The organism is Staphylococcus sp. EG-SA-17, from assembly GCF_017151845.1.
In the GTDB taxonomy this organism is placed as follows: Bacteria; Bacillota; Bacilli; order Staphylococcales; family Staphylococcaceae; genus Staphylococcus; species Staphylococcus aureus.
In genome coordinates this window covers 1-21,981 of the sequence record NZ_JACVZO010000019.1, presented here as the reverse complement: position 1 = coordinate 21,981, position 21,981 = coordinate 1, and the positions used below count along the sequence as shown (strand labels likewise).

Annotated in this window: 20 protein-coding genes; 4 read left to right on the top strand and 16 right to left on the bottom strand. The window is 34.2% G+C overall.

Going from position 1 to position 21,981, the window contains the following annotated elements; all coding sequences use genetic code 11:
• Nucleotides 1–30 precede the first annotated feature (30 nt).
• Entirely contained in the window at nucleotides 31–1,668 is a 1,638-nt protein-coding gene (locus IDG65_RS09430) for an APC family permease (protein WP_001030710.1), read from the top strand.
• A gap of 306 nt (nucleotides 1,669–1,974) precedes the next feature.
• Nucleotides 1,975–3,327 (top strand): carboxylesterase family protein, encoded by a 1,353-nt coding sequence (locus IDG65_RS09425; protein WP_000700931.1) that lies wholly within the window; start codon nucleotides 1,975–1,977, stop codon nucleotides 3,325–3,327.
• Between the two features lie 61 nt (nucleotides 3,328–3,388).
• Here the strand turns inward: IDG65_RS09425 and IDG65_RS09420 are convergent, their stop codons facing one another.
• From IDG65_RS09420 to IDG65_RS09395, 6 genes are all read right to left on the bottom strand, one after another.
• On the bottom strand, nucleotides 3,389–4,576 hold the full coding sequence (locus IDG65_RS09420) for an MFS transporter (RefSeq protein WP_052997677.1): 1,188 nt from the start codon (nucleotides 4,574–4,576) through the stop codon (nucleotides 3,389–3,391).
• A gap of 393 nt (nucleotides 4,577–4,969) precedes the next feature.
• Nucleotides 4,970–5,746: an ABC transporter permease gene (locus IDG65_RS09415; protein WP_000072155.1), complete on the bottom strand. Its 777-nt coding sequence runs from the start codon at nucleotides 5,744–5,746 to the stop codon at nucleotides 4,970–4,972.
• The gene (locus tag IDG65_RS09410) at nucleotides 5,739–6,401 is read right to left on the bottom strand and encodes an ABC transporter ATP-binding protein (protein ID WP_000923509.1); all 663 of its coding nucleotides are present in this window, start codon (nucleotides 6,399–6,401) and stop codon (nucleotides 5,739–5,741) included. The genes IDG65_RS09415 and IDG65_RS09410 overlap by 8 nt, the downstream gene beginning before the upstream one ends.
• A 345-nt stretch (nucleotides 6,402–6,746) precedes the next feature.
• Nucleotides 6,747–7,823 carry a M42 family metallopeptidase gene (locus IDG65_RS09405; protein WP_001076687.1) on the bottom strand — a complete coding sequence of 359 codons (1,077 nt, stop codon included), beginning with the start codon at nucleotides 7,821–7,823 and terminating at the stop codon, nucleotides 6,747–6,749.
• A 354-nt stretch (nucleotides 7,824–8,177) separates the two neighbouring features.
• Nucleotides 8,178–8,444, bottom strand: a complete 267-nt coding sequence (locus IDG65_RS09400) for a Txe/YoeB family addiction module toxin (RefSeq protein WP_000074048.1) — start codon at nucleotides 8,442–8,444, stop codon at nucleotides 8,178–8,180.
• Entirely contained in the window at nucleotides 8,444–8,701 is a 258-nt protein-coding gene (locus IDG65_RS09395) for a type II toxin-antitoxin system Phd/YefM family antitoxin (RefSeq protein ID WP_000587616.1), read from the bottom strand. Before IDG65_RS09395 ends, IDG65_RS09400 begins: the two co-directional genes overlap by 1 nt.
• Before the next feature lie 358 nt (nucleotides 8,702–9,059).
• Here IDG65_RS09395 and IDG65_RS09390 point away from each other — a divergent pair, with 358 nt between their 5' ends.
• Nucleotides 9,060–9,515 (top strand): YehR family lipoprotein, encoded by a 456-nt coding sequence (locus IDG65_RS09390; RefSeq protein ID WP_000732082.1) that lies wholly within the window; start codon nucleotides 9,060–9,062, stop codon nucleotides 9,513–9,515.
• Nucleotides 9,516–9,682: 167 nt separating this feature from the next.
• Here IDG65_RS09390 and IDG65_RS09385 read toward each other — a convergent pair whose 3' ends face one another.
• Nucleotides 9,683–11,260, bottom strand: a complete 1,578-nt coding sequence (locus tag IDG65_RS09385) for an FMN-binding glutamate synthase family protein (protein ID WP_000143486.1) — start codon at nucleotides 11,258–11,260, stop codon at nucleotides 9,683–9,685.
• 194 nt (nucleotides 11,261–11,454) lie between these two features.
• Here IDG65_RS09385 and lnsB point away from each other — a divergent pair, with 194 nt between their 5' ends.
• Nucleotides 11,455–12,204: a CPBP family lipoprotein N-acylation protein LnsB gene (gene lnsB / locus IDG65_RS09380; RefSeq protein ID WP_000072439.1), complete on the top strand. Its 750-nt coding sequence runs from the start codon at nucleotides 11,455–11,457 to the stop codon at nucleotides 12,202–12,204.
• Nucleotides 12,205–12,669: 465 nt separating this feature from the next.
• On the opposite strand, the gene cntE is transcribed toward lnsB, so the two are convergent.
• The 9 genes from cntE to cntK all read right to left on the bottom strand — a co-directional run bounded on the left by cntE (nucleotide 12,670) and on the right by cntK (nucleotide 21,928).
• Nucleotides 12,670–13,863 (bottom strand): staphylopine family metallophore export MFS transporter CntE, encoded by a 1,194-nt coding sequence (gene cntE, locus IDG65_RS09375; RefSeq protein WP_000675402.1) that lies wholly within the window; start codon nucleotides 13,861–13,863, stop codon nucleotides 12,670–12,672.
• A gap of 11 nt (nucleotides 13,864–13,874) precedes the next feature.
• Nucleotides 13,875–14,624: an ABC transporter ATP-binding protein gene (locus IDG65_RS09370; RefSeq protein ID WP_000590511.1), complete on the bottom strand. Its 750-nt coding sequence runs from the start codon at nucleotides 14,622–14,624 to the stop codon at nucleotides 13,875–13,877.
• On the bottom strand, nucleotides 14,617–15,432 hold the full coding sequence (gene cntD / locus IDG65_RS09365) for a staphylopine uptake ABC transporter ATP-binding protein CntD (protein WP_000173863.1): 816 nt from the start codon (nucleotides 15,430–15,432) through the stop codon (nucleotides 14,617–14,619). Before cntD ends, IDG65_RS09370 begins: the two co-directional genes overlap by 8 nt.
• Nucleotides 15,429–16,298, bottom strand: a complete 870-nt coding sequence (cntC, locus tag IDG65_RS09360; RefSeq protein ID WP_000584770.1) for a staphylopine uptake ABC transporter permease subunit CntC — start codon at nucleotides 16,296–16,298, stop codon at nucleotides 15,429–15,431. The genes cntD and cntC overlap by 4 nt, the downstream gene beginning before the upstream one ends.
• Nucleotides 16,295–17,230 carry a nickel/cobalt ABC transporter permease gene (opp1B, locus tag IDG65_RS09355; protein ID WP_000472245.1) on the bottom strand — a complete coding sequence of 312 codons (936 nt, stop codon included), beginning with the start codon at nucleotides 17,228–17,230 and terminating at the stop codon, nucleotides 16,295–16,297. The genes cntC and opp1B overlap by 4 nt, the downstream gene beginning before the upstream one ends.
• Before the next feature lie 12 nt (nucleotides 17,231–17,242).
• Entirely contained in the window at nucleotides 17,243–18,841 is a 1,599-nt protein-coding gene (gene cntA / locus IDG65_RS09350; RefSeq protein WP_001229093.1) for a staphylopine-dependent metal ABC transporter substrate-binding lipoprotein CntA, read from the bottom strand.
• A gap of 142 nt (nucleotides 18,842–18,983) precedes the next feature.
• Nucleotides 18,984–20,285, bottom strand: coding sequence for a staphylopine dehydrogenase CntM (gene cntM, locus IDG65_RS09345; protein WP_052997674.1), 1,302 nt, complete (start codon nucleotides 20,283–20,285; stop codon nucleotides 18,984–18,986).
• Nucleotides 20,278–21,096, bottom strand: a complete 819-nt coding sequence (cntL, locus tag IDG65_RS09340) for a D-histidine (S)-2-aminobutanoyltransferase CntL (protein ID WP_001058843.1) — start codon at nucleotides 21,094–21,096, stop codon at nucleotides 20,278–20,280. The genes cntM and cntL overlap by 8 nt, the downstream gene beginning before the upstream one ends.
• A gap of 10 nt (nucleotides 21,097–21,106) precedes the next feature.
• A complete protein-coding gene (cntK, locus tag IDG65_RS09335; protein WP_001081683.1) occupies nucleotides 21,107–21,928 on the bottom strand; it encodes a histidine racemase CntK in 822 nt (273 codons plus the stop codon).
• Nucleotides 21,929–21,981: the final 53 nt, after the last annotated feature.

The following is a 21,981-nucleotide window of genomic DNA, read 5'->3' as shown; positions in this document are numbered from 1 at the left end:
TGAATTTTCGGCAATAACGAAGGAGTATTTATGAATAAAGACAAGCAATTGCACAACGACAAAATCAATCTATCCCAATTAGTATTACTAGGGTTAGGTTCATTAATAGGATCTGGTTGGCTATTTGGTGCGTGGGAAGCATCATCAATAGCTGGACCAGCAGCAATCATATCATGGGTTCTTGGATTCCTAGTCATTGGAACCATTGCCTATAACTACATTGAAATCGGCACAATGTTTCCTCAATCAGGTGGCATGAGTAACTATGCCCAGTATACACATGGCTCATTATTAGGCTTTATTGCTGCTTGGGCGAATTGGGTGTCTTTGGTGACAATAATACCTATCGAAGCTGTGTCAGCTGTTCAATATATGAGTTCTTGGCCGTGGCATTGGGCGAAACCAATGAGATATTTAATGGAAAATGGCTCTATTAGCACATACGGATTGCTAGCTGTATATCTCATCATTGTTATTTTTTCATTATTAAACTATTGGTCCGTAAAACTTTTAACATCATTTACGAGTTTAATTTCTGTATTTAAATTAGGCGTACCCATGTTAACCATCATCATGTTGATGTTATCAGGATTCGACACTTCAAATTACGGCCATTCGGCAAGCACATTTATGCCTTACGGAAGTGCACCGATTTTTGCTGCAACAACAGCATCAGGGATTATTTTTTCATTCAATTCATTCCAGACAATTATTAATATGGGTTCAGAAATTAAAAATCCTGAAAAAAATATCGCAAGAGGCATCGCTATCTCACTGTCAATCAGTGCAGTGTTGTACATCATTTTACAAAGTACGTTTATCACTTCTATGCCTCAATCAATGTTACAACATAGTGGATGGAATGGCATCAACTTCAATTCACCATTTGCTGATTTAGCTATCTTATTAGGAATTAATTGGCTCGCAATTTTACTATATATTGAAGCTTTTGTATCACCATTCGGTACTGGCGTGTCATTTGTCGCCGTTACAGGTCGAGTTTTACGAGCAATGGAGAAAAATGGACATATCCCTAAATTTCTTGGGAAGATGAATGAAAAATATCATATCCCACGTGTAGCAATCATCTTTAATGCCATCATTAGTATGATTATGGTTACATTATTTAGAGATTGGGGTACGCTAGCAGCAGTTATTTCTACTGCAACTTTAGTAGCCTATTTAACTGGCCCAACGACAGTGATTGCATTAAGAAAAATGGGACCAACAATGACTCGTCCATTTAGAGCAAAAATTTTAAAAGTAATGGCACCATTATCATTTGTATTAGCTTCATTAGCTATATATTGGGCAATGTGGCCAACAACGGCTGAAGTTATTTTAATCATTATACTTGGATTACCAATCTACTTCTTCTATGAATATCGTATGAATTGGCGTAATACAAAGAAACAAATTGGTGGTAGCTTATGGATTATTGTATATTTAATCGTGCTATCAATACTGTCATTTATAGGAAGCAAAGAATTTAAAGGCTTAAATATGATTCACTATCCATTTGACTTTATCGTTATTATTATTGTGGCGCTTATCTTCTATTACATCGGTACAACGAGTTCATTTGAAAGCGTCTATTTCCGTCGCGCAACACGAATCAATACGAAGATGCATGAGTCACTAAATAATGAATCAAAGTCATCTCATTAAATATTTTAAAATGCAGTGCCATATATGATTTCAACACACACATTAACCAACCATTGATTTCAACATCTTGGTTGGTTTTTTATTTTGAAAATCGGTTATAAATAACTAACATAACAAGATGGCGAGAGTGATATTGTAATGAAATGTCACTGTAGAAGAACATCATATAATGCTGAAAATGGTTTGAGTTAAAACAGATATCAAGCTCGTCTGATTCAGTCACAAAATTGTCTTGTTATACTTGTCACCTATCATCTATAGACCGTGGTATGATTAAATTGGGGATGATAAAGGAGGTTAATAAATATGAAGATTAATACTACAGGTGGTCAAATTTATGGTATTACACAAGATCGTTTAGATATCTTCTTAGGCATTCCTTATGCAGAACCACCAGTTCATGACAATCGCTTTAAACATTCTACGTTAAAAACACAATGGTCAGAGCCAATTGATGCAACTGAAATACAACCCATCCCACCGCAACCAGACAACAAATTAGAAGATTTTTTCTCCTCACAATCTGCAACTTTTACCGAACATGAAGACTGTTTATATCTAAATATTTGGAAACAACATAATGATCAGTCGAAGAAACCTGTCATCATTTATTTTTATGGTGGTAGTTTTGAAAATGGTCATGGTACAGCCGAACTCTATCAACCGGCACATTTAGTACAAAATAACGACATTATTGTTATTACATGCAATTATCGTTTAGGCGCATTAGGATATTTAGACTGGTCATATTTTAATAAAGGGTTTCATTCCAATAATGGACTTTCAGATCAAATCAATGTCATAAAATGGGTGCATCAATTTATTGAATCCTTCGGTGGCGACGCTAATAACATTACTTTAATGGGTCAGTCTGCAGGCAGTATGAGCATTTTGACTTTACTTAAAATACCTGACATTGAGCCATACTTCCATAAAGTCGTTCTACTAAGTGGCGCACTACGATTAGACACCCTTGAGAGTGCACGCAATAAAGCACAACATTTCCAAAAAATGATGCTCGATTATATAGATACAGATGATGTTACATCATTATCGACAGATGATATTCTTATGCTGATGGCGAAGCTAAAACAATCTCGAGGACCTTCTAAAGGGCTTGATTTAATATATGCGCCTATTAAAACAGATTATATACAAAATAATTATCCAACAACGAAACCAATTTTTGCATGTTATACAAAAGATGAAGGCGATATTTATATTACTAGTGAACAGAAAAAATTATCACCGCAACGCTTTATTGACATTATGGAATTAAATGATATTCCTTTAAAATACGAAGATGTTCAGACGGCGAAGCAACAATCTTTAGCGATTACACATTGTTATTTCAAACAGCCGATGAAGCAATTTTTACAACAACTTAATATACAAGATTCAAACGCACAACTATGGCTTGCTGAATTTGCATGGCATGATACTTCTAGCGCACACTATCGCAGTGCGTACCATATTCTTGATATGATATTTTGGTTCGGAAACTTACAAATTTTATCAGCGCATCAGTATCCAATCACTGATCATCTTAAATTTTTAAGTCGACAAATGCAAAATGATTTAGCTAATTTTGCTAAAAGCGGTAAAATGCCTTGGCCGATATATCATAATGAACGTCGCTATTATCGCACATATCAATAACGTTATTGCATCTAAAAAAGCACACCTGAATTTGATAGCAGGCGTGCTTTTCATATGAGAATTATGATGATTTAAATGTTTTAGCATAATGATTATTTTTCAATGTTAAAACAACGATTAATCCTAATGCGCCAATGATGGCACTCGTATACGTGATAGCTTGAACAGAAACATGTGTCATGACCAAGCCTCCAATAATGCCTCCAACACCAATACCAGCGTTTAAACTAGACATGTTCCAACTCATTACTTGGCTTGTGTCGCCTTCAACATGTTGAATCACACCGCTTTGCACTGCTGGATTAGTACTCCATTGCATGATATTCCAAATAAATAGTCCTGCTAACAATAGACCTGAACCAGGTAAGATTAAATTCATAAGTAACATCATCACGATAAAAATTGAAACAGAAATCATTAACCAACGCTTACTTGTAATTTTATCGGAGAATATACCACCTAATGATGTTCCAATAACGCCAGCGATTCCATTTACTAGAAGTGCTAATGAAACGAATGACATATCATGACCATTAGATAAAATAAGTGGATTTATAAAGACGAATGTCACTGAGTTTGCAATCAATACTAAAAACGTAATAATTAAATATTTTGCTACTTCAGCAGGTCTTAATATTTTCGAAGTAACATGATTTTCATGAGATGGTGCCTCATGATTCACAGAGCCTCGTTGTATTTCCTGATCCTTCGGTAAATAGCTCATCATCAAGAAGCCAACAATAATACTCACAATAATTAAGAATAGAAATGTATAGCGCCAACCTACTAAATCGCCGATAACCGTTCCAATTGGTACACCAAAAACATTGGCACCACTAAATCCTGTATAGACAAGTCCAATCATTTTGCCACGATTTTTAGGTGCTGATAACATCGCTGTAATAGCTAATACTTTCACAATAATTAGTGCTGCTGCTGCAGATGAGATAATTCTACCAACTACTAATATTGAAAAATTTGGCGCTACAGCAATAATGCCATTACCAATGATAAATATAAGTAATGTCCATAATAATACAGGCCTTGATGAAAAACGGTTCGTTAATTTAACCAGAATAGGTCCACATATCGCAAATGTTAAAGCGTACATTGTCACTAATTGACCAACGACAGCTTCTGATACATGTAAGTCCTGACTCATCAAGTTCATAATTCCTGCAACCATCATTTCAACCATTCCTACGATAAAAATACTTAAAATGAATGTAAATAGTCGCATGATTGACATTTTAAAACTCCTTTCAAACAAAATTTCCGATATTCATTTCCCTTAGAATAACGATTTATTAAAAAATGTGTGCAACACAATTTTATATATAACCGTTCTATTATATAATATTTTGCTTTAATTTTCTGTGCTTAATTGGAAAATTATTGAAATTGTTTTTCAGTATTTGAAAAATTAACACAAGTATGTCATTTAATAATTATGTATAATTACTTCAGTTTCAACAATGACTCCAAAAAAGCACGCACGCTTTATATGTCAGAACAGATAACTGACTACAAAGTATGCGTGCCTTTATGAATATTTTCGCTGCGCTAAATAATAACATTACTATATGTGCATCACTTTATTTCCAATTAAAACTAATGCCTAAATATGATGCGGTAAAATCTATCATGACTCACTCTTAACATCCGTATTTCGTGCTACTAATTGATGTCTTGCATTGAAAAATTGACCATAGCTTAAATATGTCGCAATCAAAGCAGACATAATGGTCGCAGTTGTATGAATAAACACGACTAACAATTGAAATTTAATCGCTTGTAAAGGTGGTACGCCACCAATAATTAAGCCTGTCATCATACCAGGAATCGACACAAGCCCATATGTTTTAACCGAATCAATTGTTGGCACTATAGCTAAACGAATACTTTCACGTATTGCACCTTTAGAAGCCAATTTAGGTGTAGCTGCAAGTGATAATTTAGATTCAATATTAGTACCATCTTGTACGAATGCACGATCTAAATTCTGGTAAGCTAAATTAATTGCAATCAAGCCATTATTTGCAAGCATGCCGCCGATAGGTATAACTTCATTGGCTGTAAATTGGATGGCCCCTGTCGCAATAGTACCTGCAAGCGGTAATGCCGTTCCAACAAAGATAGCCACAAAGGAAATCCAAAAGACATGATGCATGACAGGTGATGATCGACTAATCGTATTCCAAGAAGCATTAACAATAATGACAAATACACATAATACTAATAGCCATTTGTCATTAATTTTAAAAATATAGTGCAGTAAGAATCCTAAAATGATTAATTGTACGACCGCACGTAGTGTCGCCACAATCAAATCTTTAATAATATGTAGACCTTCTTTATAAGAAATAATAATTGGAATAACTAATAGCAGTGCCGTCAGTCCTAATGCCGTATTACTCATGTTGGTTCAACTCCTCTATATTAGAAATTTGACCATCAACAATTGTTATACGCTTTTGAAAGTGTCGCATACTTTGGTCATCGCTGTGGGTAATCCACATAATTGCCACGCCTTGATCTGCTAATTTAAAAATGATATTTTCTATTTTTTCTTTATTATGAATATCTAACGCACTTGTTGATTCATCTAATAGAAGGATGTCTGGGGTATACATTAATTGGCGTGCAATCGCGATCCTTTGACGCTCGCCACCTGACATATGTTCTATTTTAGAACTTAATTGATAGTGTCCTAAACCTACATCTTTAATTAATTGCTTAGCACGTTTCTTATCAAATTTATCATTACGCGCAAGAGACGGAAAAATCATATTATCTTCAATCGTTTCACCAAACAAATCGCTTTGTTGCATCAAATAGCTAATGTGTCGGCGTAATATTTCTGGTTCGTAATCATCATATGGTTTATCTTTAAAGTAAAGTGTTCCACTGGTTGGGCTAATTAAATTGCATATTATTTTTTGAAATGTACTTTTCCCACTACCTGAAGGACCAATAATCGCAATGGTTTCACCTTTATCTACTTTTAAATTAATATGATTTAGTATGACTCTATCACTTGCCTCATATACTAAATCTTTTATCTCTAACAACATATTTACCCCTCCTCGTATCATGAGTTATTTCGATATAATAGGGTATTCCTTTTCTTGAATAGTGTGCTTACCTATAAGTCGACCTAGTCAATGCTTATTACCCCTTAAAATCGCTCTAATAAGACATATCAAATATAGTATTCCCATTTTTGAAAAATTTAGTGCCATTTCATTCCGGGAAATTTTTTTAACATTTATGTCAAAATTGAAGTACACTGCAGTGACTTATTCTCACTTTTTGAAAATAAAAAAGCCTTTAACATGACATCTCATGCTAACTAAGCATCTAACTTAGTTCTTGCATGACATCATATTAAAGACTTTCTTTATTATTTATGGATTTGACTACCACATGATATTTTTATAAGTTTCATCATTCAATGAACGGACAATTTCAGTAACAAGACGGATAGAATTTTCATAATCATCCACATTGAGTACCGATACATTAGAGTGCATATATCGTAACGTGACACCTATTGTCATCGTTGGAATACCTTCATTTGCGACATGAATACTTCCCGCATCTGTACCTCCACCTGGTGTCGTATCCCATTGTACTTCGATGTTATGTTTCTTAGCTACATCTTTAATATGCTTACGCAAACCTTGGTGCGCAATACTTGTAGCATCCATCATAATAACAACTGGACCACCGCCTAGTTTACTATCGCTCGTTTGACCTGACATACCTGGGGTATCATAAGCAATACCTACATCGACGGCTATCGCCAAGTCTGGTTTAATCGTATTCGCTGCCACTTTAGCACCACGCAAACCAACTTCTTCTTGCACTGTGGCACCACTGTATAAGTTGATGCCAATATTTTCATCTTTTAAACGTTGTAATACCTCAATAGCTAATGCACAGCCATAGCGATTATCAAATGCTTTCGCAGTTAAATATTTATTATTTGCAAGCACTTCAAATTCACTATATGGCGTAACCATATTGCCTACTTCAACGCCAGCTTCTTCAGCTTCTCCCTTGCTACTAACACCAATATCTATAAACATATTTTTGATTTCCATTGGCTTTTTACGTTCTTCAGGCGTTAAGACATGTGGCGGTTTAGAACCGATGATACCTCTAATTTCTTTGCCCGAATCTGTTGTAATCGTTACTTTTTGAGATAGCATGACTTGATTCCACCATCCACCAACTGGCGTAAATGAAATAAAACCATGTTTATCAATCTTTGTTACCATAAAACCAACTTCATCCATATGACCAGAAATCATAATTGAGTATTGACCATTCTCAGCATTTTTCTTTCCAAAAATGCCACCCAAGTTATCTTCAATAATTTGATCACTGACAGGCTCTATATAGTTACGCATTGCTTCTTTAACTTGCATTTCATAACCAGCAATGCCGTTTACATCTGTTAAATGTTTAAGTAATTTGACTGACTGATTCATGTTATTCATCCTCCTGTATTTCAACTTAAAACTATTGTATCACTAACTTTCAGAAAAACGTTCCCTACCGCTTTATCATTTTCAGGCTTAAATATTTTTAAAATTTTGTGAGGAATCCGCTTAAAAACCTCATATTTCTAAAATTTAATATTCCGAAAAAGTCAGAATTTAAAATTCCTTATTATAATACGTTATTCTTTTATTGTTACTAATTTCAATCTTTTTAGTCTTGCGCTATTATAAAATTAAAAAGTGTAGAGATAACAACGCATTAACGTCGCTATTTTCCCTACACTTAAATACTAGTTTCTTTAATTAACTTATCATTAAAGTTATTCAGATATTGAATATTCATTAATCATAATGTGACCATGCCGATAGTATTAATACTTCTTTATTTCGATCATCTACGGTATAGACGACCCTGTGCTGATGGTTAATTCTTCTTGAATATCGCTCTAAATATTTAGGCTCTAATTTTTCAAAAGATTGTGTTATTTTATACGGATCATTTTTTAAAGTCTCAACAATTTCTAAAAATGACTTCTTTAAATAAGAATGTTTTATTTTCTTTAAATCTGATTTCGCTGAATTTTTAATCTTAACCGTGTAATTGCTCATTAAAGATTATCCCAATCAATATCATCTATATTTGTTGTACCACTATTATCTTTTTCTCTTTCTCTTACTTTGTCCATTGTACCAGTAGATTCAAGATATATTGTCTCTTGTATACTTTTCCAATCTTCTAAACCTATAATCACAGCATTATTTTCGGCATTATTGCCACTAATATAAATTGGTTCGTGATTATTATTAACATTTTTTAGTAATTGATAAAAATCTTTTCTCGCTTCTGTAGGGCTAGTGATAATCATATAAACCCTCCTTTGTCTTCTGTTACTCTAATTATAGCGTACGCACTTCAGTACGTCAATATTACCAACGAGTTCATCGTATTCTTAATACCTATATGCTATCGTACACAAGCTTTTGTTCTTTTCTTCCAACATACCGTCTATAATGCTCAAAAAGAAATCAGCAGTGGAACACACTACGTTCCCTACCGCTTTATCATTTTCAGACTTAATAATTTTAAAAACTTTGTGAGAAATCCGCTTCAAAAACCTCATATCTCCAAAAAAAATGACAAAATTTAAATTTTTGAATAACATCATTTTTTAGTAAATGTTATAATTTCTTTATAATACAAATATCGAAAGAAGGCGACTGACTTTGAAAAAATTATGTTCATTAATTGTAGTAGCATTAGTTTGTATCATTGCATTATCAGCTTGTGGTAAAGAACAAACCAAAACATATGAAGGTGATGTTAGTGGTAAACATGTACTAACTTCTATCACATATAAAGATGATAAAGTTTTAAAACAGTCTACAATCAACACAATTAAATATGACGATCTAGGTATGGATAAAGACGAAGCCAAAAAGTTATTCGCCAAATCTGAAAGTATTTTCAAAGACCTTAAAGGCGTAAAATACAAAGTAGACTATAAAGATAAAAAAGCAATTGAACACTTAGACATAGATTACACAGAAGTTGACATGAAAAAGTTAAATAAACGTCTTGGTGTTTCAACTAAAGAAAATAAAGATATTAGTTTTGAAAAACTTGAAAAGCAATTAAAGCACAGAGGTTTAAAAGAAAAAGATAAAATGGACGATAAATAGTTTATAACTTAAAAATGCCCTCAGATAAGACTAAGGTTACAAACCTTAATTCATATTCTGAGGGCTTTAATATTTGAAATTCTTCTGTGACCAGCATCCACTACTAATATAAAATTATTTGCAGTAACGCTAAAATCCGCTGCTTTCATTTTCCCGAAATAAATAAGTTAACTAATGAGTTTTAATTTATAATCATGTATCGTTTGCAATTCACCATCGATTTTTCGATATACAATATGATCAGCAGTAATTTCTGTAGGACTGGATACGCCAACAGCTGCTGCAATATTGAATAAGCCTTCATGCAAACTTGTTACATAGTTTGTGACACGATATTGCTTTTCTCCAACAATCAATGCTTTTTCTTTTTTCGCATCTGTCGTTGCAACACCTACAGGACATGTATTCATATGACATTGTTGACTCATAATACAACCGACACTAATCATCATACCACGTGCAATATTAACAAAATCTGCACCTAAACCTAGTGCAATCGCAATTTTATCAGGTGTCACTAACTTACCAGATGCCGCCAATTTTACTTTATCACGAATACCATATTTTTCTAACATGCCAGACACAATAGGTAGAGCTGTAAATAGCGGTAAGCCAACACCATCTTGTAATTCTTGGAATGTTGCACCAGTACCACCTTCACCACCATCAATCGTAATAAAGCTTGGATACTTATCTAATTCCACCATCGTACGTACAAGTGTTTCAATTTCTGAAACTTTGCTTACTACAATTTTGAATCCTACTGGTTTTTGACCTAATTGCTGCAACTGATCGACGAAACGAATCAAATCTTCAGCATTATGAATAAATTCGTAACGGTTAGGTGAATTGATTGTTTTATAAGGTTCAACATTTCGGATTTTAGCAATTTCTTCGTTTACCTTTTCAGCTTCCATATGACCACCACGAGTCTTAGCACCTTGTGCCAACTTCAGCTCAAATGCGCGTACGTTAGATAACTGTGCAACCTCTTTAAATAAACCTTCACTAAAATTACCTTCTTTATCACGAACACCAAATAAACCGGGACCAATTTGGAAAATGATATCCCCATTACCTTTTAAATGATATTCTGATAAGCCACCTTCACCTGTATTCATCCAAGTTCCCGCTTTAGCTAGACCTTTAGATAAAGCTGTAATGGCATTTTTTCCTAAGGCTCCATAACTCATACCAGATTGTCCTACGATACGTTTTAAAATAAATGGATATTTTAAATGTTCACCTAATTTTATTGCATGATCATCACTTAAGTAATACGGATCAATCTTTGTCGGTACACGATATTCTTCACGACTAAATAAACGCTCATTCGCGATTTTATAAATGAATGTTGATAACAATGTTGTATTATCTACTGAAATCTCATTACGTTGCATCGGAAACATTGTGTTCTGTATGTAAAAGCCGTCTTGATAATCTTTAGTAGTACCGAAGCTGGTCATACGAGAGTTATATTTTCCAGCCAAAACGATATTTTTATAATCATTACGTGAAAAAGGTTTCCCTTCATTATCCCCAGAAAATAAATACTGACGTAATTCCGGCCCCATTTTTTCTGAAATATATCTAATACGTGCTAGTAAAGGATAATTCCTTAATACACTATGTTGTGATTGTCTTTTATCTTTAATTAACCAAATAAGCCCGATAACAATAACCGTAAGCAGGAAGCCTATAATGATAATATTAACTATAAATTGCATGACTGTAAGAAACGTCATTACAATACCTCCCCCCAAAATTTCAATTCAATATTTATGATACACCTTACAAAATAAAACACAATGGAAGCGCTTCATTTTATAAAACAATTTTATGATATGTTTTTCATTTTAAATTTTAATGTATAAAACATACAATACAAAGTAATATGTGCTAAAGTATCTATATAATACAACTATTTAAGAGGTATACTATGTCAAATACAAATAAACATTACATAGAAGAAGAATACGCTACCGAACAATCGCGTTTTTTCAAACGTGATATTGGATTTATTTTCCTTTACATATTTTTGGTTAACATCTTGCCGATCATTATCGTTTTTTTAACTTTTGGGTTAGTAGCTATATTCACTCAACAAGCTCCGTGGGATTTCTCTTTTCCTATTTCAATGAACATTAGCTATTTACTCGCAGTTATTCTTTCATTAGCTATTTTTCGTCGGATGCATGAAGATGCGTTTATTCCAATGATACGTTCGCAAATCGTTGCCAGCACCAAATATAAATGGCATATTCTTATATCATTTACATTAAGTATCGTACTCTTTTTACTTTTAAATCATTTCGAAATTTTCGCACTAAATGTAGATTCCTTTACTGTCTTTGACATTTACCCGCTCATTAGAGAATATGGTTCCATCAGTTTAATAGCTATATTTTCGTTAACCATTATATTAAATACTTTGATTTGTCAACTTATTTTCCGTCATATTTTAATTCAAGAATTAAGCAGATTAATACCTTTAAAGATTACAATAGTATTATCCGTTATCCTTGAAACACTGTACTATTATCCATACATTAATACATGGTGGGAATTCATTCCAGCATTGATACTAGCTAGTAGTGCGACTTACTTATATTTAAAATCAAACCGTAATTTTATGGTGAGCTATTTCTATCAATTAGCAGTTATACTCGTTTTGCATATTTTCATGTAAAATTTTTCAGAGCATTATCCATTATCCATACACATCAAAAAGCACACTTAAAAGTCAGTATCGCAACTCACTTCTAAGCGTGCTTTATTTAGATATACTGTCGTTCTAAAAACGAGCCATATAGAGAGCCTGAGACATAAATCAATGTTCAATGCTCTACAAAGTTATATTGGCAGTAGTTGACTGAACGAAAATGCGCTTGTAACAAGCTTTTTTCAATTCTAGTCAGGGGCCCCAACAAAGAGAAATTGGATTCCCAATTTCTACAGACAATGCAAGTTGGGGTGTGGGCCCCAACAAAGAGAAATTGGATTCCCAATTTCCACAGACAATGCAAGTTGGGGTGGGACGACGAAATAAATTTTTCGAAAATATCATTTCTGTCCCACTCCCATGAATCGCCATGCTCAATATACCTTTTAAAATTTAAATATTCATTAACTTAATATGCTTTAATTCACTTCATTAAAGACTATTTGCTGGGCGTGGTGTTGGTTTTTTCAATAAACTCATAATCATTATTACAATGACTAACATACCACAAATTAGATACATCCATTTAAATCCTACTAAATCGGAAATAGGTCCCATCAATGCGCCACCTAACGATATACCTAAGTCTGCACAGGCAATAAATAAACCTAACAACATATTACGACCTACTTTTGGTAAGACGAAACTTAAGTATGATGTTAATGTTGGGTACACCATTGCTTGCGTCATTCCTATTAATATCGCACTACCATAGAAAATAATTGCACCTACTTGCGGACCAAATGCCACTACAAATGACGCGATCACTAATAATGATAGTACAGATACCATATATTTAGGATGCCACATACCATCTGACGGAATGTATTTCCTTAAGTAAAATCTTGCCGCAACAACTGCGATGGCCTGTATTGTCAAAAAGATTCCCGCATTCGCGAATCCTAAACTCACTGTGTATAACGGTACAAATGTACTAACTGCACCAAATACAATCGATGCAACAATCATGATAATACCACTGTTCAACAACTCTTTATTTTTGAAAAATTGCGCAAAAACAGTTACAGCGTTAAATGGCATTTTTTCAATCTTATCTGACGTATCGGGTTCTTGTTCAGCAAAGGTCACGCGATAGCCAAAGAATGTTGTTGTTAATGCGATAAAGATAATGACAATTGCAAATAGTGAAATATTATTTGCATTCCAAATACCTACGGCAACTAATGGGCCGATTAAGTTTGGAATCGTTGAAAATAGCGAGTACAATGATACACCTTCAGAACGATGTTCCTCTGGTAATGCATCAATAATACCTAGCTGTAAAGACATAGAAAAGAATGCCGTACACACACCTTGCATAACACGTGCTACGAAATAACCTTCTAAGCCAGTAAAACCATAAATAATTAAAGCTATGGCATTGATAATCAAAATAATTCTTAATACTTTAATGGGACCGACACGAGCAATAATTTGTCCTGCCCATGGTCGAAATACCATTGCTGTTAACATGTATGCCCCCATAACGATACCGATAACCGTATTCGTTGCGCCTAAATCATGACCTCGCAAAGGTATAAACACGTTTAAGATTGCATTGGCACTAAAGAACATCAATGTTAATATATATAATCTCAAAAAGGGCCAAGCCATTGCACCTTTCATTATCTCACTCCTTAGAATGATAGTTGTTTTTCTATTAATTCTCTTGTATAAGCATTGTCACTTTTATGCAATGCGCTTGTCGGAATTTGTTCTTCTATTTTTCCGTTTTTAAAAATAATTAATTGATCACATAAATACGTGGCAGCTTGAATATCATGTGTGATAAAAATATAACTCAACTGACGCGTTTCACGTAAATGAATCAATAAATCTAATATTTGTGTTTGAATTGACATGTCGAGTGAACTAATGGCTTCATCAAACAAAATATATTTAGGGTTAATACATATTGCACGCGCAATCGCAACACGTTGCGCCTCTCCACCTGATAACATATTAGGATATTTATCCATGTATGCCTTAGATAGACCGACTTCTTCCAACAATGTAATTGCTTGGACTTCCATAACATCTTTAGGTTGTCCATCACATTGACACATCACTTCAAATAAGATTTCTCTAACAGTCTGAAATGGGTGTAATGATGACGTATAATCTTGAAACACTGCACCAATTTGATGACGTCTCACTTTCTTCTTATGCATCGGATGATCATTTAAGGTTACACAACCTTTATCCGGTTTCTCAATACCTAATATCATACGACTCAACGTCGATTTACCGCTACCACTTTCTCCGATAATCGCAATCGTCGCACCGATTGGACACTCAAATGACACACCTTTCACGATAGGTGTTCGACGACGCTTAAAAACATGTGCGCTTTGATATGACTTTTCAACATCTTTAATTTTAATCATGTACATCACCCCTCATCACATGTTTAAAATGATCATTAATCTTCTTCTTGGTTGACAATAAATACTTCGTGTAAACATGTTTTGGATGATGCAAGACTGATTCACGCGTACCATGCTCAATCAGTTGACCATTTTTCATCACAACAACACGATCTGCAATCTTGTTAATAACCGTTAAATCATGTGAAATGAAAATCATCGCACAGTCAAAGTGTTTTTTAATATCTATAAATGCTTCCAGTACATCATATTGTGTAATTGTATCTAAAGCCGTTGTCGGCTCATCAGCAATGATTAACTTTGGTTTCAAAGCTAACGCTAAAGCAATCATCAATCGCTGTAACATTCCTCCTGATAACATGTAAGGGTATGATTTTAATATACGTTTAGGATCTTTCAAACTTAAATAATCCATATATTCAATCAATGTCTTTTCAATTTCTTGTGTAGACATTGACGTATGTACTTTCATAGTCTCAAACATTTGTTTACCTACTGTTGTCGATGGATCAAATGCACGACTACCTTGTTGCATGACCATCGCAATATCTTTACCACGGTATTTTTTCAATTGTGCTTCGGATAACGACAACATTGGCTTACCATCAAAGGTTATATCACCTGTCACCCCGAGTCGTTCGGGATTCAAACCAATAATCGATTTACAAGTGATTGATTTACCACTACCACTTTCTCCAATAACGCCTAAAGTTTCACCCTTAGTTAATGTAAAATTCACATCACTCACGAGTGGTTGATCTGTCCAGGTATCTGTAATCGTCAAATGCTTAACTGTTAACAATGTCATGATTGCACCACTCCTTTTTTCACAGAACGAAGTTTATCTTTAGAAGAGATGCGGGGATCAATGGCAATTTGTAAAGCATCGGATAAGAAGTTAAATGCCATCACTATAATCACTATGGCAATACCTGGCGCAAACATCATTTCAGGATGTGTAAACATCACTTTTCTAGCTTCGTTAAGCATCATGCCCCACTCTGCAGTAGGCGCTTTGACACCTAATCCTAAAAATGAAAAGCCAGATATTTGCAAGATCATTGAACACATCGAGCTACTAGAGATAATAGCAATATCTGCTAATGTTAACGGCATAATATGTTTGTGAATAATTTTCATATCATTCATACCGATTGTTTTAGCAAATCTTACATGGTCAGAAGCAGTGTACTGCATAACACTTGTACGTATAACACGACAGAACCATGCCCAACGCGTCAAAATAAATGCCATGATAATATTTTCGGCACCCATACCAAACAATGCAATTAATGCTAACGTTACAACATAACTTGGGAATGCCAACATAACATCACACGCACGCATGATTAAGGCGTCAACAAACCCTTGGAAATATCCTGATAAGAATCCTAAAATAGATCCAATAAGTACAGAAACAAATAGCGCAACAAAGACATATAACAAACTTGGTCTAATCGCATAAATTAACCTAGTTAAAATATCTCTACCTAAATGGTCAGTACCTAGTAGATGTTGAAAACTCATGCCAGCAAATTTGTTTGCTGTATCGATATGGTTAGGATCATAAAATGTCACAAGTGGTGCTGCTAATCCTAAAAAGACATATAATACAATAATGCCTAAAGCAACCACTGCACCTTTATCTTGTAATAATCGTTTTAAAATTATCATCGTGCGCCCTCCCTTAATCTTGGATTTAATAGCGCATTAATGATATCTGCTAATGTATTAAATATAATAAATAATACCGCTACAATTAATACATATGCTTGAATAACTGGAAAATCATGTTCAAGTATTGCTTTTAAACTTAATTGACCTAGTCCAGGCCATGCAAAGATATACTCGATAACAACTAGTCCACCCATTATCATTGGTATAGACATACAAAAGATTGATACCGCAACTTGTAAAGCATTACGCAACACATGCAACATTAATGTGATAGATTTCACACCGCTTGCTCTTAAATAAAGTACATAATCTTCATTTAATTGTTCCACCATCGAGCGTCTAACATTTCTAAAGTAAATACCAGCATAGGCAATCGTAATAACGATCACTGGCAATATGTAACTTTCTGGACCTGTTAATCCAGAAGTCGGCAATATGTTTAACTTCACTGAAACGTAAATAATAAGTATTGAAGCTATCCAATATGATGGTAATGCAGTTAGAAAGAAAGCCACTGAACGTATCGCACGATCAGTGAACTTTCCTCTTTTTAATGCACTAACTACACCTAAAATAATTGATGTAATCATCACCATAACACTTGAAATTATTGTTAATTTCAATGTATTCATAAATGCTGGACCAATGCGTTCAGCAACAGGATCACCTGTAATGTAGCTTGTACCAAAATTAAATTGCATCGCTTCAAGTAACCAATTTTTATATTGAATTAATAATGGATCATTGAAACCGTACTTCTCATTCGTTTCTGCAATCAACTCTGGTGTTACATTTGGCGTCCCTTGTGCATGTAAAATTGTCACAGCTGGATTTTCATTTGTAATATACGTCAATAGAAATGTCATAAAACTTACTACAATCACTAATGGAAACATGAGCGCAATACGTTTTAAGATAAATTTGAACATCTAATTGCTCCTTTATTTATACTGCATTTCATTGAATGGTAATTCATACTGTGATTGTGTGAATGATACTTTTTCTAAATCTTTCGGCGCAACAACTGTCATACTACCGTGTGAAATAGGGATAAAGATACCTTCATCATCAATTTGTTTCAAAATGTTTTTATAAGCGTCTGAACGCTCTTTACCGTTTTGGATTTTAAATGCGTCATCAATGCTGTTGTATATTTTATCTTTGTTCTCAATGCCTGATGTTGCACTTTCATAACCATTTTTCGCTTTAAATGCTGCAATAGTACTTTGTGGATCGTACAATAATCCCCAAGTTTGGTTGAACATTAAGTCATAATCACCAGAAGTACGACGTTCAGCAATTTTATCTGATGTTTCGCCATTGATGTTTAACTTAATACCCATTTTCTTAAATTCTGCTTGTAAGTATTCTGCTTGTTCTTTTTGACTTGAAGAACCTTTGTCATAGTACATTGCCATTTCAAGGTTTTTACCATCTTTTTGACGAACATCGCTGTCTTTACCTTTCTTCCAACCAGCTTCATCTAATAATGATTCTGCTTTTTTAAGGTCATACTTACGTGTTGGCATATCGAAATTAATATCTGTTACATTTTTCGCAAATAATTGAGTTGCTGGTTTTTCTTGACCATCTAAAATTTCTTTGGCAATTTTATCTCTGTTTACCATATGACCAATCGCTTGTCTGACTGTTTTGTCACTGACTGCGTTATCTTTTTTACCAGAATTGACAACTAACATTTTCGTATTCATAGGTTGACTACGCTTAACTTGATAGTCACCTGTATCTTTCAATTGTTTTAAAGAGTCTTTGTCTAAGCTATCTGTACCTCTATCATCTGTGAAGGCAAAGTTCGTTTCACCTTTTTTCATTGATAGGAATGCTGTTTCACCAGCAGGCATTACTTTTGCTTGTACTTTGTTAAGTTTAGACTTTTCGCCCCAGTATTGATCATTTTTGTTAAAGTCTGCAGACTCATCTTTTTTGTGTTCACCTAATTTAAATGGACCAGTACCATCGAACTTTTTAACGCCATCTTTTGTTGTGCCGTTTTTAAAGTCTTTTGGAGACACAAATACATATGGACGAGGCATCGCTAATTCAGCCAATGCAGGTTGATATGCTTCTTTCAAATTCAATTCAACCGTGTACTTATCTTTAACTTTAACATTGTCAATTAATGTTGAAATCTTTAACCAAGAATGCAATTTTTTGTTTTCTTGAACTGCGTCAATATTTTTCTTAACTGCGTCAGCATCAAATGGCGTACCATCATGGAATTTAACGTCATCTCTCAAATGGAACGTGTATGTCTTCCCATCTTCAGACACATCCCATTTTTTAGATAGTAAAGGCTTAATCCCATCTTTCGTGTTACGTACAAGCGGCTCGTATATCATACTTTCAGCAGACATCGATCCACCGTAAACATGCGGATTCATATCACCGATATCTTTAACTGTCGTATACGTTAATTGCTTGTTTTCTTTTTTCTCCTCTAAACCTTTATTACCGCCACAACCAGTTAAAATTAGCCCTGATGCAAGTAACATTGCACTCATTTTAGTTAGTTTTCTCATTTGCTTTTCCTCTTTCTAAATTGATAAGTTGCATTACTTAATCAAATCGTAATGATTATTTTTCTCAATTATTTGCTTATTTTTATGTAAATGTCAAACATAATTCAATAATTTTTTTCTATTATAAAACTTCAAACCCTTATTATGAAAGCGTTCTATTGATTTCCAAAAAATTTGTGACGAGTGCCTTATCTCCTTCAAAAAGATTTGTATTAAATTGAGAAGATAGTTGTTGATCTTGATGCATATCCTTGTACGCCTGGCAACTTGCTTCATAGCGAGTTAGGAACTGATCAATCATTGGCGTTTTGATACCTAGCATTTTCCCAATATGCTGAATCATCGCCGTTCTGTAATAATCTTCACTTGGCATTCTTGGAATTTGAACAACATCCTGTTCATTTTTATAGACTTGCTTAAATGGTACAGCTGAAAAATCAAAGTAATGTCCGTTTTCGTCTGGCTGTGAAAATGGATCAATGAGGATTGCGGTATATCTTACATAAAGCAGATATTCTTGTAAGATATCTGGCAAGATTTCGAAATGCTCAATATCACCTTCATCCAAAGTTTCAGGACGTACTGGATAATTTTCCTTCACCATAAATTGAATCAGGTTGACTGACGGCACTCTAAATGCTTGTAAAATAGCCATCATTTCCTTCCACATTAAACGCATTTCACGGATTAGTGTCATCGTTATCGGTCCTTCAGGAAATAACTTATACACATAAACCGGTACATCCGTTCCTTCGAAAATGGCTTTCAATGAAAAGTCATTCATAAATAGTGGTGGGTGCACATAAAGCGAACTGTTACGTGTTTCAGCATGCAGTGGCGATTCAACGACTTCTAATTGAATCTTCAATTGCTCAGCTAAAGCAGAGATTCGTTGACACATTGTTGAGTTTGAATGTGTCGATCCCATGTACAATTTCTTTTTTACACCTGTTGTCAACACATGATTAGGCGCTTCTTTATCAACAATACGTGTATCGCCAAGATAAGTTGAGAATGAAATCACTTCGATATCTTTATTAAATTTAGACATAAATTGTTCGACAATCATTTGCGAACCAAATGTCGGTGATATTAAAATGACATGTTTGACACTTTGCAAAGTTTCTAACGACAATTGCTGTAGTGTGTCATAATAAGCATCTGCTGTGCATGCCATGACAACCGTTTCGTATTCACCCTTAACGTTTTTAACATCTTTATACAAACGATTAATTTCAAAATTACCTTCCAGATGTTGATGCGCCTCGTTTTGTATTTTGACTTCAAATTGTTTCTCTTTTTTATACGCTTGATATAAGCGTTTTGATTTTTCTGATGTTGAGGCACGTCCAACCATATCAATCTCATAATCTGATTTTAAATAGCAAATATTCGCTAATTGGATTGCGACCGGACCAGTGCCTATCATTAATAATTTAGACATCCGTAATACCTACCTTTATAGCTGCTTTTTTATAAAGTGCTATATCAAAAATTTGCTGTGGTCTCATATGTTTATTCACACATTGCCACTTATCTTCCGCTGTTTCTTGTGACGGATAATTAAATATTGCTTTGATGCCATCACCAAAGCGCATTGCAACTACGACATTTTCATTTGTTAAATCATATAATTCTTCTAAAATGCTGTACTTTAAAGGAATTGTCGAGCTGAATATGATATGCGTCACATCTTTGATATCTTTAAGTTCAGATACCTTTTGATCCGTAATTGTTATATCTTCATTTGGTGCTAAGACGTTAACGATTCTACGTCCTAGGTCAACGGCTTGTGGATCAATATCAATACCGATAACTGAAGCACCTGTTTCTTTTGCTACTTGAATTAACGTCATTGGATATGCACCTGAACCAACTAACAATAATTTGTCATTGCTAGCTATACTACATTGTCCAAACTCTTCATCAATACAATGTTCTATATTGTCAAAGTAACCTGTGGTAGACGCCTGTCCGTCTAATAGACGTCTCGCTCTAATGACTTCCACTTGTTTAACACACTGCGCTGTAATATATTGCAGCGATTTTATTAATTGTGCTTTTTCTTCAACGTCACGCCAAGCATTAAATTGTTGTTCATAAATAGGATTTAAAATAAATTCACTATAGTCATCCATCAATGTTTCTAATGCTTCGATATATTGATCGTCTTGTAATACACGCTCGTAATGCGCTTCAAACTTTTCTAAATATTGTTGTAATATCAATTTGATTTCATTATTAAAGTTATTCATTGTAGGCTCCTTATTCTATATATGCTTTTCCTGTAGCTACAGTTGTAACCTGTCCTTTAATTGAAGTTTGATATCCCAATTGATGACATCGCTTTGATGTCACTAAAATACTGCCCCCTGGCTGATGTACTGTAAAATCTTTACATGCGTCATTACGTTGATAATTATTAAAAACCCCAATTGATGCTGTACCAGAACCACAGCTATTTTCCCAAATTAAACTTTGGATTTCTGGTATATAGATTAATGGCTGTAAAAATTGACGTTGTTCATCAAAAAGCATCATACCTACTGTTTTATATTTGTGATTCCATTGTTGCTTACGAACATACGATTCAACCAAATGTTGAATTTCTGTTGTTACTTGTTTAACTGGAATCACATAATGTACATATGTTTCATAAATAATTTCTATTGCTTTCCATGAATGATTACCCATATTAATTGTTGTTGGTACAACACGATGGGCTTGTGGCATTTGAACTTCATAGTATTGGCAATCATGAATTGCGCATTGCACTAAATCCGAACAGCCAGATACCTTCACCTTAAACTGTTGGTCTTTAAGCAAATGACTTTCCTGCAAATGATGTATATATGACATCGTCGCATTACCGCAAAATTCATTACCGCTCATAACTAAGTGAAAATCATTGCCATCATCATTTTGTGTTGATTCTATAAAGCCTACCTGTTCACAACATACATGTGTTGCGGCCATCAACTGATTGGCGATAGATGCATATTCACTAGCATCATGTTTTGAATGAACAAGTATCGTCATATTCCCCGAAGGATTATACTTAGAAAATTCTATAACCTGCCGATTCATACGACACTCCTTTAGATGTATTTTTAGGGAGTGGGACAGAAATGATATTTTCG

Bases quoted from the DNA above. Each gene is read 5' to 3' on its own strand.
- IDG65_RS09430 (WP_001030710.1), top strand. From the start codon at position 31: ATGAATAAAGACAAGCAATTGCACAACGACAAAATCAATCTATCCCAA.
- IDG65_RS09425 (WP_000700931.1), top strand. From the start codon at position 1,975: ATGAAGATTAATACTACAGGTGGTCAAATTTATGGTATTACACAAGAT.
- IDG65_RS09420 (WP_052997677.1), bottom strand. From the start codon at position 4,576: ATGTCAATCATGCGACTATTTACATTCATTTTAAGTATTTTTATCGTA.
- IDG65_RS09415 (WP_000072155.1), bottom strand. From the start codon at position 5,746: ATGAGTAATACGGCATTAGGACTGACGGCACTGCTATTAGTTATTCCA.
- IDG65_RS09410 (WP_000923509.1), bottom strand. From the start codon at position 6,401: ATGTTGTTAGAGATAAAAGATTTAGTATATGAGGCAAGTGATAGAGTC.
- IDG65_RS09405 (WP_001076687.1), bottom strand. From the start codon at position 7,823: ATGAATCAGTCAGTCAAATTACTTAAACATTTAACAGATGTAAACGGC.
- IDG65_RS09400 (WP_000074048.1), bottom strand. From the start codon at position 8,444: ATGAGCAATTACACGGTTAAGATTAAAAATTCAGCGAAATCAGATTTA.
- IDG65_RS09395 (WP_000587616.1), bottom strand. From the start codon at position 8,701: ATGATTATCACTAGCCCTACAGAAGCGAGAAAAGATTTTTATCAATTA.
- IDG65_RS09385 (WP_000143486.1), bottom strand. From the start codon at position 11,260: ATGACGTTTCTTACAGTCATGCAATTTATAGTTAATATTATCATTATA.
- lnsB (WP_000072439.1), top strand. From the start codon at position 11,455: ATGTCAAATACAAATAAACATTACATAGAAGAAGAATACGCTACCGAA.
- cntE (WP_000675402.1), bottom strand. From the start codon at position 13,863: ATGAAAGGTGCAATGGCTTGGCCCTTTTTGAGATTATATATATTAACA.
- IDG65_RS09370 (WP_000590511.1), bottom strand. From the start codon at position 14,624: ATGATTAAAATTAAAGATGTTGAAAAGTCATATCAAAGCGCACATGTT.
- cntD (WP_000173863.1), bottom strand. From the start codon at position 15,432: ATGACATTGTTAACAGTTAAGCATTTGACGATTACAGATACCTGGACA.
- cntC (WP_000584770.1), bottom strand. From the start codon at position 16,298: ATGATAATTTTAAAACGATTATTACAAGATAAAGGTGCAGTGGTTGCT.
- opp1B (WP_000472245.1), bottom strand. From the start codon at position 17,230: ATGTTCAAATTTATCTTAAAACGTATTGCGCTCATGTTTCCATTAGTG.
- cntA (WP_001229093.1), bottom strand. From the start codon at position 18,841: ATGAGAAAACTAACTAAAATGAGTGCAATGTTACTTGCATCAGGGCTA.
- cntM (WP_052997674.1), bottom strand. From the start codon at position 20,285: ATGTCTAAATTATTAATGATAGGCACTGGTCCGGTCGCAATCCAATTA.
- cntL (WP_001058843.1), bottom strand. From the start codon at position 21,096: ATGAATAACTTTAATAATGAAATCAAATTGATATTACAACAATATTTA.
- cntK (WP_001081683.1), bottom strand. From the start codon at position 21,928: ATGAATCGGCAGGTTATAGAATTTTCTAAGTATAATCCTTCGGGGAAT.